This window comes from Paenibacillus sp. J22R232, assembly GCF_056269165.1.
The window spans coordinates 167390-183029 of sequence record NZ_JBWDNK010000002.1 but is presented as its reverse complement, the minus strand read 5'-3'; the positions used below and the strand labels follow the sequence as shown (position 1 = coordinate 183029).

Here is a 15640-nt window from a genome sequence, read left to right as displayed (position 1 = left end):
ATATCAATTCCTTCCTTTCGTAAACAGGACGGGAGGAGACGTTATTCCGCCTGCCTCCCGCACTATTGATATCGATTTTCGATGTTCTCTTTGCTACGCCACTATTCCATCAGCCACTCGTCCAGAATCATCTGGGCAATCGCAGCCAGAACGACAATATCGATATGACCTTGCTCGAACAGGTCAGCTTTCTCAATTTCGCTCCAGTTCTCGTCCTCATCCGTCACGCCATAATATTTGGCGATTATCGACAGATCCTTGATCGTCACTTTGCCTGCGCCTGGGACGAGGGTGATTATCTGTGCCGTGAACGTCTGTAAGGCGCTGTTCAGCGTCTCTGTCGCTTGATTCACCTGCGATTGGTTAGCAGAGCCACTGCTGTTCACCGCTTGCGCTGCTTGAATCTCAGTTACCAGCGCTTCCTTCGCCGCCTGCGTATACTGCCCCACCTTATTGCCTGCCGTGGAGCGATTTAATTTCACTTGTGCTGCCGCGATGGCCCCCTGCAACGCCTCTTTATCGACCGGTGCTCCCTGAATGACCGTACCCTGATAAGTCGTCACGGCTGCCGCCAACTGCGTAGCTGCTGTATTCACATCGGTCTGCGTCGCATTGGCATTACCACTAATCGCTGCCGCCGCCTGAATAGCGGCGAGGAAGATTCCTCTTTCGTGAGCCGGATATTGTCCCGGCGCGTTCCCTTCAGTCGTGCTGTTGTACAAGAGTTGCGCTTCGGAAATCTTATCCGCCAGCGCCGCCTTGTCGGCCAACTTTACTTCTATATCCAGCCAACCGTTTGTCACATCAATGATTGCACTTTCTGATTCAAAGGAAATCTCGAAATCCGAGAGGGACACGCGGGTAGTGCCTGCTTCGGTGTCCTCCAAGACGTTGCCATGAAGTGTGAGCAGACTGCCCCCTGCGGTAATCGGGACGCCAAAGGTTCCAAGAATCATATAGATCTGTCCTTGATCCGGCTTTACAGCCGTGCCTAGCACTTGCAGCGAACCGTCAAGTGATGTCACTGCATTCTCGGCAAGCCTGGTCTTGCCTTCATGCTCGATCGTGTCGAAACCGAACTTCTCCGGGTCGTAGTTCACAATCGCCTCAAGCATCGTAAAGCTGCCTTTCAAGTTGTTCAATCCGACCGTCAGATCAAGCGTCCGACCGACGTAGGCTTCGGACGGGCCTAGCAGGCTTCCATCGCCATCCAGCTCGCTCGGTCCGGAACCCTCACCGGTCGTAACGGTCGAAGCGTGCGCTGACTTTAGACTCTCCAGCGCGCCGTTCACCGCCGTCACCTTGTAATAATAAGTCGTCGAAGCGATTAGACCGCTGTCGGTATACGATGTGCCCGGCAGCACGGTAGTGTTCACTTTCGCGTACTCCCCGTCTGCCGCAGCAGCGCGATATACATTGTAGCCGCCCGCGCCGTTCACCGCGTTCCAGGACAGCTCCACGGAATTCGTCGTCGTCGTTCCCGCTTGCAATCCCGTCGGAGCCAGATAAATCGGCGGTTCACCTTCTTCTTGAACGATGACATTAATCGAATCTTCGAATATAAATCCTCCTGGCAAATTACTGTAAGAATCGACCTCGATTGAAATTTCCGCTATTCCTGGCTGAAGCGCCGTTACCACGCCCGTATCAGGATCTACGGAAGCAATCTCCGGCTCCGTTGAATTCCATTTGACCGAACGGTAAGCGGCATCGCCTTGGAAGATCGAGACATCCAGATCGATCGCCGTGCCTGGCGCCACATCGATGCCTGGACCCGTTATCGGTTGGTTGTCATGGCGATAAATCGCAATACCTTCCACGATAATCGGCGACTTCACATCGATCACCGCGCTGGACGACACACCATTCACAGCCGTGGCCGTAATCGTCACCTGCTTGCTTTCTCCTTCTATTCCATCATGAATAAACGTCGTCACGTTGCCGCTCGCATCCACGGTGGCCAGAGTCGGATCACTTGTAGTCCACTGCACGTCTTGCGGCGCATAAGAGGGACTTACCGCCGCTTGAAGCTTATAGCTATCCCCCATGATGACCGTTGCCGAGCTTGCGTTCAAGGCCACATCCGTAACCTGCGGCAGGAAACGGCCGTGAGCTTTGAATTCCCGGATATACAGCCATTGATTTTGAGGGTTTGCTTCAAATATCTCTACCTTAATCCATCTGGCTTTCGTGCCTGCAGGCAACGAATGGGAGACTTCGACATTAGCGCTAAATTGGGCGGAATTATCCACTACTTTCGTAAAATTAGTCGCTTGGGCGTAATTGCTTGTATTCGATTCAGAGACAGAAACGTTGTAACGCTGTGCTCTAAAGAAAATCATGTCGATTGCTTCAATCTCTGCAAGCTGCCCCAGGTCCACCCACCAAATATCGGATTGATTCGCTCGGTAACCTCCAGGCGTCCATCCCGTGGCAGGATCGTTGTCCAGAGCATGTGCAGCCGGCGTTGCAGCCCGATGACGATTCGATCCCGTGCTCACATAATGCTTCTGCAACTCGTCGTCCACCGTTACGATGGAAGTTCCCGTCAATCCTCCATCGGCAGCAGTAACCGAGATTATCGCTTCTCCTTTGCCCTTCGCGATTACGAGCCCGTTCTGATCGACGGTTGCAATCGATTCGTCAGAGGAGGACCATGTGACCTGCTTATTGTCTGCAGACGCAGGCTGAATAACGGCTGACAATGCAGTTGTCAGTCCCGCTGTCACCGAAACTGCGCTTGGGTTGATGGTTATGGTTTCCACCAGAATACGATCGGCAATCACGACATCGATTGATATTTCCGCGCCGCCATCCACCGCACTTGCAGTCAAAGTAGCCGCTCCATCGGCAACCGCGGTAATGACACCGTTGTCGACCGTAAATACATCGGTATCGCTGCTATTCCAATGAATAGCCGGATTATCCGCATCCGCCGGCAATACAGTAGCCTGAACAACTGTATTTTCGCCTGCGCGCAACCGGATCAACTCATGGTCCAGCACGATCGAGCTTGTCTTCACATCAACAACCGTCACTTTGACGGAATCGTTCAGTCCGCCGTCGATCGCCTCGACGGTAATGTGCGCTTGGCCATTCCCGACTGCGGTCACGAGTCCCGTCTCGCTAACCGTTGCGACGTTGTCATCACTACTTTCCCACATAACGTCCTGGAATGAGGCATTCGCGGGTTCAATAGTAGCCGCCAACTGCTTGGTGCGGTTCTTCTCCAGCTCGAAATCGTCTTCGTTAATCTGGATTTCCTCAATCGCGATTTTCTCCGCGTTTAATTGAAAGCTGTTTGTCGCGTTCCCATCCGCCGAAGTTGCCGTGATCGTCGATACACCATCCTTCTTCACCAATAACGTAACGCCTGTCGTGATATTCGTCTGCTGGATCAGCTCACCCGGCGTGGAGGTTTCTGCTGCTTCGCCTATGAAGGACGCCACACTCGGGTCGGACGATGTGAAAATAACGTTGCGATTATTGGCAGCGGACAAATTCACCGCGATGCGGATCCGATCGCCTACGACAGCTTTCTGGCTGCCCGCTGTCATGCTCGGATTCGTAAATGTCACCGATTCGGCAAGCTGCGCTGCCGTTACTACGACTTCACGAGTGGCCGTCAGCTCGCCCAAAGTTACCGTAATGGTAGCCGTACCTGGCTTGAAGGCAGTTACGATTCCTTGCTTGTTGATTTGTGCTACGCTGCTGTCGCTTGTTTCCCATTTCATGTTGGTATATACGAACTGATTCATCGGTTGAACAGTAGGCACAATCTGTTCGCTCTCGCCTTCGCGCAGCTGGAGCGCCCCGGACGGTACGCTAATACTTTCCGCCTCAGTCGGTGCTACCTCGTAGAACTGCGCTTCCCAGTTATGAGACACTTCCCCCCCGAGCGGTTTGCTAATCGCTTTGCCTCTCCAGAGATAGGCGTACAATCCGTCGGACGCATGCCCATCGTAGGTGAAGAGCGTGCGGGAATCAACACTGTTGCCGTACTGTGAGGTGCTGGATCCCGGAAGCCACGGGCTGAACCATTCGTCATGACCGTCTCCCTTGGCAATCCATTCCGCTGCCCAATAGAAGAAGCCGAGCTGCGCTCCATGCGGGTTAGGTACATCCCGGAAAGCTTGCATATATTCAATGAGCCAATTGTATTGACCGCGTTGCGATACTTCATAATATTTGTTTTTCATACCGGAACCGTTGCCGCTTGGATCGTAATTTTCAGAGGTATGCATCAGGCCCGTTTCCGAAAAAACGACATCCTTGCCCTGCCACTTCGTCAGGTTATTTCTCAGCATGAGCGGAATCGACTCGGTCGGTCGACCGCCATACAGCGAGTAGGCTTCGCCATCCCAGTCCATGCCAAGGTTCTCGTTCACACCGAACCATTGATTGGTATAGTCCACCAAATAACCGTTGTTCAAATGAATGAAGCCGCGAGTCGTCGGCGAAGCATCCTTCATCGCCTGATAGGAGGCGTTGACAAGCTTGGCGAAGCCGTCCCGGCCGGTAGACCATATTTTCCCATCCGGCCATACGATGCCGGAATTTTGTTCGTTGCCCAGCTTGACGGAATGCGGCGGCACTCCGGCATCCGTCATTGATTTGATGAGATCGTGCGTGTAGTTGTACATCGTTGTCTGGAGTTGCTCGAGATCTTGACCAAACCACGAGAGCGGCTTCCAGGCTTTGCCCGAGCTCATCCATGTGTCGCTGTAATGAAGTGACAGCTCGAATTTCATACCATGCGCTTTGGCCCTTTGCCCGAGCTCCAGTGCCTGTTCCTTCCCAAAGTATCCTGGCCACATTTGCAGTGGAACATCTCTGGTTCCCAAATGCTCCAAATCATTGATATACGTAGGGGTATAGGTTACTATCGGAAGATCTTCCCTAAGTCCGGCCTGGTATTGTTTCCAATCACTCTCTTCGTAAACGTAGTTGCCGGACTCTACGAAGAACATGGACGCTACCGCATTCACGCCGCGATTCCGAATAATCTCGAAGAAGTCTTGTTCAACACCGTTGGCTTTATACTTACCGCCATAATCCTCAACGAGGGGCAGGAACGATACGTCAATGCCTTTGACGATGTCGTTATTGATCTCGAACACGTTGATACTGTCCGCATAGCCGAATCCGCCATCCTCGGCGATCTGCTCAACATAGATCGTTGCACTTGTTTCGTTCGGTCCCGTGCGGAATGAGAGCGGAAGCAACGTGTAATCCGTCGTGGCCGACGGAGCGGACCTTGTCTCCTCAATACCGTCGACACCGATACGCAGTCGGTTACTGCCAGCCGACACCTTGCCCCTTGTCGTCACGATATAGTCCGTATTCGGTTTCACGGCCACCGTCTGTGCGACTTTGGCGCCAGCCTCCAAGCGCGCGGCATACGTACCCGAATCTGCCTGCCCCGTCACTACGCTGAGGTTCCCGCTGGTTTGCCAAGAAGAGACATCGCCTCTCTCAAACCCCCAGTTCTGCAACGGGTTCTGATCTGAATGTTCCAGATAGAACTGGACATCGTCAACTTCCAGAGTCATTCCCGCCACCGCATCCTTCAAATAGAAGCCGATCGTAGCTTCACCGTTATATACAACAACATTCCGAAGTGTGACCAAGTTCCAGTCCGTGTTATTCTCAGCAAACAGATTCACGAACGCTCTCATCGCTGGCGCACCTGTATTCCTAGCCTCCATGAAAGCGGCCTCTTGAATGGATACGCTGGATGGATTAGGATTGTTAGTGCGTATTCTAGCCGTTAACGTGTATGTCCCTTGCTCAAGTCCCGTAAACTGCTGATATATGCCGACGGCCGGATTATCGAAGGTCCCGGACCTAGTAACCGATTTCAGTCTTGCCGAATAACCCCCCTCTGTCCCTCCGCTCTGCGTCGTTGTCGTGCCTCCCGACTGAATCGCGTTCCAGTCGGAAGGGACAACAGAAACAGCTTGATCCGTCTCGAACCCAGGATTCAACGTCAAATTAGCCGTGTCACCCGCCGCAGCGCTTACCCTCTTTTCTGGAACAATCAGCCCGCTGCTTGCCAGCAAGATGGCTAATAAAGCAATCATGATACGATGCAAATTCTTCTTCATATTGATCATATTCACTCCTTTGTACTGAATATTTTTCAAGTTGCAACTAATAATTAAAGCGCTTTCAAATTTTTCCTCCCTAGAAAACCACGATATTCTGTGTTTATTCTTAGATGGATCCTTCCGGCTACGTTCCATCCCCCTAATTTAGTATGGTTTCACTTACAATTATAGGAATTGTAACTTGTTTCATCTAGAATATTAAAATCAAGGTTTACGAACCTTTTGAAATCTATCTTCATTTTTCTCGGAACTCGTTCGTTCAACTCATGAGAAAAACACCTTCAAGTTGTCATATTACGACATGACTTAACGGTGTTCATCCTCGTCTCTTACGCTCCATTATTGTCTCTTCCTATTGAGCTATCTCCCAAGCTTTCTTCAGCATTTCTCTCAATTGCAGGGATTCATGCCATCGGTCAGAAATTTCCCGAGAGCCGTTAGTTTCAAAGTATGTTATCGCATAATCCGGCGGTCCTAATTCACAAACAACTGGCAGTGATGTGTTATCTGATGTTGCGTTTGCAATCCAGTGCCGCATGCCTGATGCCCACCATCGAACGTAAGAATTTACAGCGGGATGGAGTGGGCTTCCACTGTCACCACCAATTTTTGACTGGATTTGCTGTCCTCCGGAGATCCGTGCATGAATGCTGCCGGTTCTTCTGAGTAATTGCTCAAAGTAAGGCTCGGCTTGGTCCCAATCGGCTTGCGAAACCATTTCACCAGCTGTCACGTAATGCGATAAATCAATCGTTAGCTTCAAGCTAGGAATCACATTTAAATAATCGATGGTACGGAGCAAGTCTTGGGTGATTGTACCTCTATGCGTTTCAATGAAACATGGAAAATTTGCAGCAGTGGTTACTTCAACCAATTGTTTCAATCGTGTAATGGCTTGGTCTTCCGTCATGTAATAGTCTCTGACTTGTGCATTCACATAGGTTGCCCCTAGTGCTTTGGCCTTCTGAATAATGCTAACTATTTCGTCTGCGCTAGTCGGGAAGGATTGCACCCCGTAGCTCAAGGAATACCGTTCAAGAAATTTTATCCATTCATTGGCGTGGCCTTGTTGTGGTAGGCGAGCGAACACACCGGAAAAACCCGCTTGAGCAATGCGCTCGAATTTCTCCTCCGTGCTCCCGTTAGGTGACAAGCCCGACATCGCCCACCACGACATTTGGATATCAAGACTCAGAGCATTAAGCCGTTGACTTCTGCTTATTCCGGATTTCACTGCTTCTAACATTCAGCCCCCGACATCTCATTTGTGAACATGCGCTTATACTCTTTAGGTCCCATCTTTTCGGCCGACGCAGGAATATAATGAAATTGCAACGCTCTTCGGCGCAGATGGGAAAAATTCGAAGGTGTCCCGTGGTAGAGCATGCCATGGAAGAACAACACGCCTCCTGGCTTCAATGGCACCACAACGTCTCGTTCTACAGGCACTTGGGAATCGCATAATTGCCAATCCCTAATAGCATAATGAGGCGTGGCTCCTTCTTGATGCGAGCCTGGAATGACGTGCATGCAGCCGTTCTCTACCGATGCTTCATCTAGAGCGATCCATACACCAACAGCAGCTTTAGTGTACGTAAGGTTGCCATAAGCCATATCTTGGTGCCAAGGCTTCTCTCCTCCACCATGCGGGGGCTTGAGCAGAGCCATATCTTGAATTAGCTTAGGCTCTTCTCCAAAAATTCTTGTAACGATGTCAATAATAGCCGGATGGTATGCAATCTCATGTAATCGTTCCTCAACGTTCACGAACTCGTATATTTTACGTAAGGCCAACTCTCTTTCCTCAATTGTTTTTAGCTCGCTTTCCGTTTTTACAAACTGTAGTTTTGCTCCTTTGGAATCGACCATTCCCAGATGCATAACAGCATCAATGCTTTGCGTCACTTCTTTTTCGTTTAAAATGTTGTCCGACGAAATGAAACCCTGCTGTTTGTACTCACGTATGACATCATCTGTAATATCAGTTATACCTTTTAGACTTACCTGCACTTTTTCATAATTATACAAAGCCCTGTTAATTTCTTCTGCACTCAATTCTAGACTTGGCATATACAATACCTCCCAATGAATTTATGACATTATCATATCTAATTAAGAAGGATAGTTGGATAGACTCAACGAATTAATATTTGGACATAAATACTAACAAGCTAATGTAACGGAGGCATTCATATGGCAAAGGAATCAACCTTGTACAACTGTTTTTTTGCATTAAGCGGCATCAGCGGCAAGGTGAAATGCGAACCTAACTGGTCTTGGCAGCCTGCGCCCTTTGATGACTACGATTTATGGTATTGCATCTCGGGCAGAGGGGATATGTGGATTAACGAAAAACATTATCCTGTGCAACAAGGTGCTTTTTTCATTCTGCGGCCAGGTGATAACATGCGGGCAGTGCATGATCCCCAAAATCCAATAACAGTAATCTATTGTCATTTTCAGTCATATCACATGGAGGATGAAGCGAAAACAGTTCTCCCTTTAGGAGAGGATCGTTTTGTCTTTGTTAAGGATACGTATCGTTTGGAGCCGTTGCTGCAACTTTTGGTTGACCTTGCTGCCTGGAAGAGTCAAAGGGAAGAAGAAGAATTCGATTTATTGCTCAAATTGATACTCACATGGTGGGAGAGAGAACGGCACCGGCAGCATGAGACTACGCAGAATTACCATTATGAACATATCGTTCAGCAAGTGCGTAATGAGATACAGATTAGGTTGTCGGAGCCAATCGATTATCATGTACTGGCGGCAGCAGTAGAATTGACCCCGCGTTATCTGAGTATGATTTTGAAGCGGTATTCGGGGTTATCTTTGAAGGAAACAATCACCAAGATCCGGATGGAGAGGGCTATGCATCTGTTGACTGAGACGACCATGTCGGTTACAGAGGTGTCCGAAGCACTCGCGTATTCCGATATCTATACATTCAGTAAATTATTTAAACGCTACTATAATTTTTCGCCAATGGGTGTACGTTCTAAGAGTAAGGTATGACGGAAACGAGCTCAGAGGGGTTAAAACTAGCGAGTTGGGAGAAAGAAAGAGTGCGTATGATATTTAATACTAGGTTTTCACTTATGATGAGCTGGCGGAAAGATAGCGGTTTTCGAAATTAATCGCAATCAGCTATCTTTTAATGGGTATCGCTAATTCTTCACTTATGTTCGATGTTTATTTATCACATACCGTAAAAGGTAAGCAAACGATCATGTTCAGCTTTCGTTATTGAAATGACGGAACCGTGTCGCGGCACTTCCGGCAGCTTGAATGTCTCCGGCATCGTCCATTCGCCCGAATCAAGATCGTTTGTCTCTAACGGCAAGTATCCCCTTAAACCAAATTCGTCGATAAATAAGTACCACTTATCCTCCAAGTTTGACTTGAAAATGATCGGTCCTTCACCTTTAACCATAAATTTCTCTTCCACATTATGATTGATCATTGTAAACTCGAGGTCATGGAAATGACTTCCTGACTCCTGAAAGACATGATCTCCTTTGCTGAATCGGTAGATCCGCCCGTTATGCCGAATCATGCTTGTATCGATTACGGACTGGCCGTAATCCATAAAGATTGCCGGCTCGCTCAATGTAGAGAAGTCCTTCGTTGTCGCGACCAACACTTTATGATAAGGTTCCTTGTCAAGCGAGCCTGCCTCATCCTTCAAGAAGGATGACCAAAACACTTGAAATTCACCATTCTCACCACAAAGCACTTCAGGCGCCCATGCATTACCGGCGTCCGGCGGTGCAATTTCAATCATTGTTTGCTCTGACCAATGAACTAAATCTGCTGACTTCCAGACCATAATAGAACGGCTTCCTGCATTCTTAGCACGTATCCAGTCCCCGTTGCCGTATATTTTCAGGTCGGTTGCAATTAAATAAAATCCATCTCCTGAAGGCGTGCGGACGATGAACGGATCCCGAACACCTCGCTCTCCCAGTGTGGAGAAGAGTATCGGGCGTCCACCATTCAGCTCCTGCCAATGAAGAGGGTCATTACCTACACTAAGCGCGAAATGGATCTGTTCACCATCCGGATGAAATTCACCTTTGAAGTAAGCGAATAAATAGCCCTCGTATTGTACTGTCATATCAAGCCTCCAAGTACCTAGAATAATCAATACTACCTTTTGACACTTACTTGATACCCGTCACTGCCTTGGCGATAAATACGGCGCACTTCCCGATAAGCAAGCTTGGGCTTGCGATATTCGTTCACCAATCCTTTATTATTAAAACTGCGGGCACGATCGCGGAACATGCGCGCATCGCTTCGGATGTCGGCAAATTGCCAGATATACGTTCCGACGATATGACGATCTTCTCTGAAAATCGTCAGCGACTTCTTCAAAACATCTGCCTGATAATCCTCACTGAACAATCTGCGTTCTTCCCATCCCGTATCTCCGAACACGCCGGCACCTCCGAATTCAGCAAGAATGACAGGGATGTGGCCCGCGCCTACGCTTTCTGCATACGCATGGTAATCGCTCATGAATTGGGCAAACTCCTCCACTTCGCCATCGTACCAGCCATAATACTTGTTGATTCCGATGACATCAAACAAAGCCAGCGTACGATCATCCAAAGCCTGATGTGTAGCATAGGTGACGAGCCTGCTGTCATCCATCTCGCGGACACGATCGGTGAGCAACTTTGTGAACGCAAGACCTTCTACCGTATTCGTATCGCATTCATTATGAACGGACCAAAATAACACACTTGGATGATGGAAGTTCTGCGAGATCATTTCCTCCAGCATGTGAATGGCCCTCTCGCTTACTAACGGATCTGTCATATGCGGGACGTGATACTGCCAGAGCGGAATCTCGCTCCAGAAAACAATGCCTCGCTCGTCAAGCAGGTCAAGCCAATAAGCGCTTTGAGGATAATGGGACCCTCTTATGCTATTGCAGCCCAATTCTTCGATAATATCCAAATCTTTGTCCATCAATTTTGGCGGGAACGCAAAGCCCCACTCGGGATGTTCTTCATGTCGGTTAACCCCTTGAATATACAGCGGCTTCCCGTTAAGCAAGATTTGCTTGTCCTTAACCTCTACAGTCCGAAACCCGATGCGGTCAGCATAATCATCGTTCCCCGCAATCACATGAACGGCATACAGCTCAGGTTTCTCAAGCTCCCACAGAAGCAAATTCCGCCACTGTTGCCGGACAAGAATCTCTAAATATTCCTGATCTTCTGGCCAAACCTCTTGGGCCGTATGCACAACTTCACTATTCAGCGATATCGTAACAGGAATATTTTTACTTACGCCTGAAAGTTTGTGAAGACGCACGGAAATATCAACACTCGCATCATTTCCGTTAAGTACATATTTGATTTTCACTTTATCAATATACATGTCCGGCAACATTTGAAGTTCAACCGGACGCAGTATACCTCCGTAATGATACCAATCCACGCGTGCAAGCGGGATCGACTGCTCGTTATGAGCATTGTCCGTACGGACCACAAGCGAATGCTCGCCAGCCGACAGCTCAGGCAAAATCACATCGAAGGCTGTAAAACCGCCATAATGCTCACCTACATGCAAGCCATCAACATAAATATCCGCCTGTCCGCTAACCGCATGAAATATAAGCTTCGCAAGTCCGGAAGACCTGATCGTAAATGAAGTCCGGTACCAGGCTACCCCTTCATAATCGTACAATCCCATTTCATTGTTCCAGCATCCCGGAACATACATTTTGCGAGGGTGCTCGGGGAACTGAGTAAACCATTGTTCTTGGATTCCGGTATTGTGCGCATCCACAGCAAAATCCCAGTGCCCGTCGAGCAGCACACACTCTCGTTTAACATGTTGCGAAAACGTACGAATCATGAATGTTCCTCCATAAACTTATTGTCAGACAGCGCTACGGCTACTCTATCAATTATAGGGACTGCAGCTGGCTTCAACTAGGATACTAAAATCAAGGTTTCCGAATCTTTTGAAACCTCTTCTTCATTCTTGCTCAATGTCTTGTTGCCAACTCAACTCTCTCTAAACTCATTCGGGCTCATATTAAAATACCTTTTGAACATCTTCCTAAACGACTGCGAGTTTTGATAACCAAGCTCTTCCGTAATCTCATATATTTTTTTCGTCGTATTTTTGAGCATGTACAGCGCTCTTTCCATTTTCATACGAATGATATAGTCGCTTAAGCCTTCACCTGTCTCCAGCTTATAGATTTTCGACAAGTACACGGGATGCAAATTCACGGAATCTGCGATGGATTTAACGGAAACGTCAGCTCCTAAACTTTTTGACAATAAAGCTTGTACCTTCGAGACGATATAACCTTTCGTGTATTGATCGTTTTCCGCCATTGTATCCTCTAACGCGTTCAACGTTGAGAGCGTCCATTCCTTTAATTTAGCAACAGAGTTAAGCATCCCGCGATCCATTAACAAATCATCGTTTAATTGGTCAATTTGGGATATTCCTTGTCCTTGCTTATGCGCAACATATAGGAAGGTATTCGTCACGGAGAAGTAAACCTCGTACAAGGTCTCAATACTGCATGCCGATCGCAGCTCTTGGAAAATATCCTCTAATTTGCTGCGTGCCGTCAGCCACTGCTTGGACTCCAATAAATTAATTAATGTAGGCGGCTTATATAGACTTTCCAAGGAATAAATGGTCTTCTCACTCATTGATTGAGAAGAATCCTTATAGGTTACAGCTGGCTGATGATGGCTATTCATCAAATAATAGTTGCTTAATATAGAACGATACTCTTGAGATAGCTCATTAGGGAAAACAAACCATCCTGACACGACAATCGAAATATTCATATTCAAATAGTTGCTCACACTTTTCTGAAAGCTATTAATCCGCTCTTTAAATAACTCTGATCTTCGCTGAGGGGACATATAGATGCGATTGACTCCGTCTTGCTTAACTTGTATTAATAGCATCGAGCAATTATGCGGCGTTTTACTGTGCAGCACATGAAAGGCGTCCTGAAACGTTTCCAGAGCAATATTGCCAACAGCATATTCTATTAATTTCAATGATTGCTCATCATACGTGACATTATATAATTGGAATAGCAACAGAACCGTTTCCTCATCCGTATTTAGCGCCACCTCATATTGCTTGAATTTCTCTTCCACACTTGCGATTGTCATCGTTCTGCCCAGCAATAAATCATGGAACAAATTCGTAATGAGCACATTATAATTGGATTTGAAATTATAGCTGATTTTATGATTTTTTTCTTCTTCGTTCCATTCATCCTTCAACACGTCAATGGCATTAGAAATGCTTCGAATCATATCCTCATCTTTGACAGGCTTTAGTAAATAATCAAAGGCTTGCAGCTTTAACGCTTTTCGTGCATATTCAAAATCCGCATAGCCCGTTACAAAGATACAACGAATATAGGGCCAACGACTGCGTAGCAATTCCACCAACTGAAGGCCATTCATTCCAGGCATTTGAATATCCGTAATCACAATATCTATCGATTGATTTTCCAGCAGCTCAATCGCTTGTTCAGCACTGTGTGCTTCATATACGTGTTGCACTTCAATTTCATGCCACGGAATCGTTTTTTTAATGCTTGCCGTAATGTGTGACTCATCGTCAATGAGTAAAATTTCAAACACAGCCTTCTCCCACTTTCTATATAGAATGCTTCCAAATCAGCTCTACTCGTAAGCCACCTAGCGCTGAGGCTTTCAATTGCACCCCCGTCTGTTCGCCATATCGCAGAACAAGCCGCTGATGAACGTTCCACAAGCCGCAGCCCATCGTTTCCTCCATAGGGTAATTCAGCTTGGCTTGTAGCTTAGCCCTCTCGTCCAAACTCATTCCGATGCCATTATCCTCAACGATAAGACGAACCTCATCATCATAGATTTCTCCCGTAATTTTTATGATGCCTTCATCCGTCCTCGGTTCCAAGCCATGCAGAACTGCATTTTCTACAATGGGCTGTATAAGCAATAGCGGAATCTCCATTTTTTGAATATAGAGAGGAATATCGATGTGATAAGATAAGCGCTTTAATCTTAAGTTTTGAATTTCCATATATACCTTAACAAATTCAAGCTCTTCCCTAAGGAGAACATATTCTTTTTCTTGTCTCGTTGTATAGCGATAATAGCTTGCCAGGTTTTCGGTCATTGCCACTACAGCCCGCACATCATTAAACTTGGCCATACTTGTTATGAACGTAAAGCAGTTATAAAAAAAGTGCGGATTAATCTGTGACTGAAGCTGCTTTAGCCTCGCTTCTTTTACATGCAACTGCTCCAGGTAAACCCTGCCGAATAAATCTTGAATTTGCTCTGCCATTCCGTTAAATCTATGAAATAAATACGTAAATTCATTATTCCCTTTCGCTTTAATGCGCACTTCGTAGTGGGCATTTTTTATTTTTTGGAAGCTTTTAACGAGCTCTCTTATTGGCACTTGCACCTGCGAATATAAAACATAGGCGACTACAAAACTCATAAATAATAACCCGCCGACTGTGAATACAAATAAACGATTATTATAATCAATCGGCCGCATAATTTCTGACAGAGGCACGTAGTCAATTAAATACCATCCATTCAATGAAGACTGAACGGAGCCAATCCAGTACGTCTCGCCATTTAGCTCAATCTGATTGTTTGACACCTTATTCTCTTGCCTATCTAGTGCTTGAATGAGCTGATCAATTAATTCAGCATTAGCTGTACTGTTCCTAATGACATGATCTCCGGGTTTATAAAAGAACGGATCACTTCTGCCATCACTTTTGAATTTATCCAGTATATTAATAATATTAGAGCTATCGAAGGCAACTTCAAGTATGATATTAGGTATCGTCGTATCATAATTAATAGGATAAGGGGATGACACTTTTATAGAAAATTGCAACTTCTCGTCGGCCGTTTCTTGAACTTGCCACACATAGTTTTCATGTTCAATATCCTTATTATATTGATAATTATCAACTCGTGCCGTCGAGATCACTCTTCCTAGTACTGGACTATATACATATATATTACTGCTCCAATTGGAGGAGTTTTCATGGATTCCTAATTTCACTTGTATATCCTTAATTAAATTAATGGCGTCCAATTCTAATTTAGGCTTTGCACTAATCAAATTTTTAAGCTCTGCTATTGCAGGATCAAACATTAGCAATTGCGGCCATAAAGATAGCGAATTAATTTGCGTATTCATCTGATTTTGAAAAAATATAAGCTGATTATTATTGACTGAATTTAATTCAGATTCCAATATTTTCATACTCGTTTTATTGTTGTAATAGTACAAGCTCAATATTGGAATTAAAATAATGGTAAGCAATAATACAATTTTTCTAAACAAATTAAATTTGGGCATATCGATTCACCTGTTCTTATAGAATTGGATAAATCACTACGATACTATAAGAGTAACCCTTAGTGAAATGATGAGCAATGCATCATATTCTCATGACATGTACTATATTCTGATTAAGAGAAGATGTATGAAGATTGCTTGCACTCATTTGA

8 protein-coding genes are annotated in these 15640 nt (G+C 46.4%); 1 reads left to right on the top strand and 7 read right to left on the bottom strand.

Annotation, left to right across the window (positions count from 1 at the left end; translation table 11 throughout):
- Nucleotides 1-101: 101 nt before the first annotated feature.
- The 3 genes from AC0YN3_RS07225 to AC0YN3_RS07215 all read right to left on the bottom strand — a co-directional run bounded on the left by AC0YN3_RS07225 (nucleotide 102) and on the right by AC0YN3_RS07215 (nucleotide 8180).
- A complete protein-coding gene (locus tag AC0YN3_RS07225) occupies nucleotides 102-6107 on the bottom strand; it encodes an Ig-like domain-containing protein (protein ID WP_475774442.1) in 6006 nt (2001 codons plus the stop codon).
- A 355-nt stretch (nucleotides 6108-6462) separates the two neighbouring features.
- Entirely contained in the window at nucleotides 6463-7356 is an 894-nt protein-coding gene (locus tag AC0YN3_RS07220; protein WP_475774441.1) for a sugar phosphate isomerase/epimerase family protein, read from the bottom strand.
- Nucleotides 7350-8180: a phytanoyl-CoA dioxygenase family protein gene (locus tag AC0YN3_RS07215; protein WP_475774440.1), complete on the bottom strand. Its 831-nt coding sequence runs from the start codon at nucleotides 8178-8180 to the stop codon at nucleotides 7350-7352. The genes AC0YN3_RS07220 and AC0YN3_RS07215 overlap by 7 nt, the downstream gene beginning before the upstream one ends.
- 123 nt (nucleotides 8181-8303) lie before the next feature.
- Here AC0YN3_RS07215 and AC0YN3_RS07210 point away from each other — a divergent pair, with 123 nt between their 5' ends.
- Complete coding sequence (locus AC0YN3_RS07210; RefSeq protein ID WP_475774439.1) at nucleotides 8304-9125, top strand: AraC family transcriptional regulator; 822 nt, start codon at nucleotides 8304-8306, stop codon at nucleotides 9123-9125.
- Nucleotides 9126-9309: 184 nt separating this feature from the next.
- On the opposite strand, the gene AC0YN3_RS07205 is transcribed toward AC0YN3_RS07210, so the two are convergent.
- From AC0YN3_RS07205 to AC0YN3_RS07190, 4 genes are all read right to left on the bottom strand, one after another.
- Complete coding sequence (locus AC0YN3_RS07205; protein ID WP_475774438.1) at nucleotides 9310-10227, bottom strand: glycoside hydrolase family 43 protein; 918 nt, start codon at nucleotides 10225-10227, stop codon at nucleotides 9310-9312.
- 32 nt (nucleotides 10228-10259) lie between these two features.
- Nucleotides 10260-11981: a glycoside hydrolase family 2 protein gene (locus tag AC0YN3_RS07200; RefSeq protein WP_475774437.1), complete on the bottom strand. Its 1722-nt coding sequence runs from the start codon at nucleotides 11979-11981 to the stop codon at nucleotides 10260-10262.
- A 152-nt stretch (nucleotides 11982-12133) separates the two neighbouring features.
- Nucleotides 12134-13756, bottom strand: a complete 1623-nt coding sequence (locus tag AC0YN3_RS07195; RefSeq protein WP_475774436.1) for a response regulator transcription factor — start codon at nucleotides 13754-13756, stop codon at nucleotides 12134-12136.
- Between the two features lie 16 nt (nucleotides 13757-13772).
- Nucleotides 13773-15488 (bottom strand): sensor histidine kinase, encoded by a 1716-nt coding sequence (locus AC0YN3_RS07190; protein WP_475774435.1) that lies wholly within the window; start codon nucleotides 15486-15488, stop codon nucleotides 13773-13775.
- Nucleotides 15489-15640 lie beyond the last annotated feature (152 nt).

Excerpts from the sequence above, each read along its gene's own strand:
- AC0YN3_RS07190 (WP_475774435.1), bottom strand. The coding sequence starts at position 15,488 with ATGCCCAAATTTAATTTGTTTAGAAAAATTGTATTATTGCTTACCATT.
- AC0YN3_RS07215 (WP_475774440.1), bottom strand. The coding sequence starts at position 8,180 with ATGCCAAGTCTAGAATTGAGTGCAGAAGAAATTAACAGGGCTTTGTAT.
- AC0YN3_RS07225 (WP_475774442.1), bottom strand. The coding sequence starts at position 6,107 with ATGAAGAAGAATTTGCATCGTATCATGATTGCTTTATTAGCCATCTTG.
- AC0YN3_RS07200 (WP_475774437.1), bottom strand. The coding sequence starts at position 11,981 with ATGATTCGTACGTTTTCGCAACATGTTAAACGAGAGTGTGTGCTGCTC.
- AC0YN3_RS07210 (WP_475774439.1), top strand. The coding sequence starts at position 8,304 with ATGGCAAAGGAATCAACCTTGTACAACTGTTTTTTTGCATTAAGCGGC.
- AC0YN3_RS07220 (WP_475774441.1), bottom strand. The coding sequence starts at position 7,356 with ATGTTAGAAGCAGTGAAATCCGGAATAAGCAGAAGTCAACGGCTTAAT.
- AC0YN3_RS07205 (WP_475774438.1), bottom strand. The coding sequence starts at position 10,227 with ATGACAGTACAATACGAGGGCTATTTATTCGCTTACTTCAAAGGTGAA.